Source organism: Micromonospora sp. NPDC050200 (assembly GCF_040656135.1).
Taxonomy (GTDB): Bacteria; Actinomycetota; Actinomycetes; order Mycobacteriales; family Micromonosporaceae; genus Micromonospora.
Window position 1 is genome coordinate 1 of the sequence record NZ_JBFALG010000169.1, and the last position, 1,497, is coordinate 1,497.

Consider the following 1,497-nt stretch of genomic DNA (forward strand, 5'->3'; position numbering starts at 1 on the left):
CTTTACTGCGACCGGAACGGCACCTGGAACCGGTGCCCGTCGTGGCCGGGGTGTACTGGTTCACCCTGGTCAACCTTTGCGGCGGGAGCGATGCCCAACGAGGGCATTCAAGGAGATGAGTGGGGCGCCTGGGCCGCGCTGAACGTGTGTCAGAGACGAACGTGGGATCACCGTCCCAGTACGGCTGGCGGTGTCGGAGTGCCCGTAGTAGTCGCCGGAGTAACGCCCGGCCAGGGAGAACGGGAAAGCCGTTCACAGGGCGAAGGGGCACAGGTGATGCGGACTGTGAGAAACGGTGGAGGTATGCGTAATGCAGAGCGCTGACACGGTACTCAAAGTCCTGCGTGACAGGGGACGGAGGAAACTTCCCCTGGAGCGGCTGTATCGGCAACTGTTCAACGAACAGTTGTTTCTGGTGGCTTACGGGAGAATTTACGCCAACGACGGCGCGATGACGCCCGGGGCCGACGGGGAGACCCCCGACGGAATGAGTCTGGAAACGATCCGGGATATCGTCGCTCGGCTCCGCGCCGAGCGATACCGGTTCACTCCGGTCCGCCGGGTCTACATCCCCAAGAAGAACGGAACCCGGCGGCCCCTCGGGCTGCCTGCCTGGTCGGACAAGCTGGTCGGCGAGGTGGTGCGTCTGCTGTTGGAGGCGTACTACGAGCCGCAGTTCTCGGCCAGGTCTCACGGGTTCCGAGCCGGGCGGGGCTGCCATACCGCTCTCGACGAGATCGCCTCGACATGGACGGGCACAACCTGGTTCATCGAAGGTGACATCGCTGATTGCTTCGGCAGTCTCGACCACGAGGTCATGCTCGCGATCCTTGCCGAGCAGATCCAAGACCAGCGGTTCTTGCAACTGGTAAAGGGCATGTTACGGGCGGGATACCTGGAAGACTGGAGGTGGCACGCCACTCATTCCGGCGCGCCACAAGGTGGGGTTGTCTCGCCGATCCTGTCCAACATTTATCTCGACCGTCTCGATACCTTCGTGGAACAGGAACTGGTTCCGGCCTGGACACGCGGAACAGCCCGACGGAACAACCGGGCATACGGCAACGTCACCGCGAGAATCCGCTACTGGAAAAGCAAAAGCGACCGTGACAAGGTCATCGCCTTCCGCAAAATCCAGCAGTCGATCCCCAGCAAAGACGTCCACGACCCGGACTACCGCCGGCTGCGCTACATCCGCTACGCCGACGATCACCTCTTGGGGTTCGCCGGCACCAAGGCCGAAGCCGAACAGATCAAGAACGAGCTCGCCGCGTTCCTGCGCGACGGCCTGAAGCTCGACCTCTCCACCGAGAAAACCTTGATCACTCACGCCCGCACCCACAAGGCGCGGTTCCTCGGCTACGACATCTGGACCCGGCAGGCCGACACCTGGCACACCAAAGGCGGCCGGTCACTCAACGGTTCCATCGCCCTGGGCGTGCCACCGGAAGCCGTCAACGCCAGATGCCGTTCCTACCTGCGGAGACAGGGCAAACC

1 protein-coding gene is annotated in these 1,497 nt (G+C 62.9%); it reads left to right on the plus strand.

Annotation, left to right across the window (positions count from 1 at the left end; all coding sequences use genetic code 11):
- Positions 1 to 310: 310 nt before the first annotated feature.
- On the plus strand, positions 311 to 1,497 hold a 1,187-nt coding region (locus AB0I41_RS35180; RefSeq protein ID WP_357115810.1), incomplete at its 3' end, for a reverse transcriptase/maturase family protein.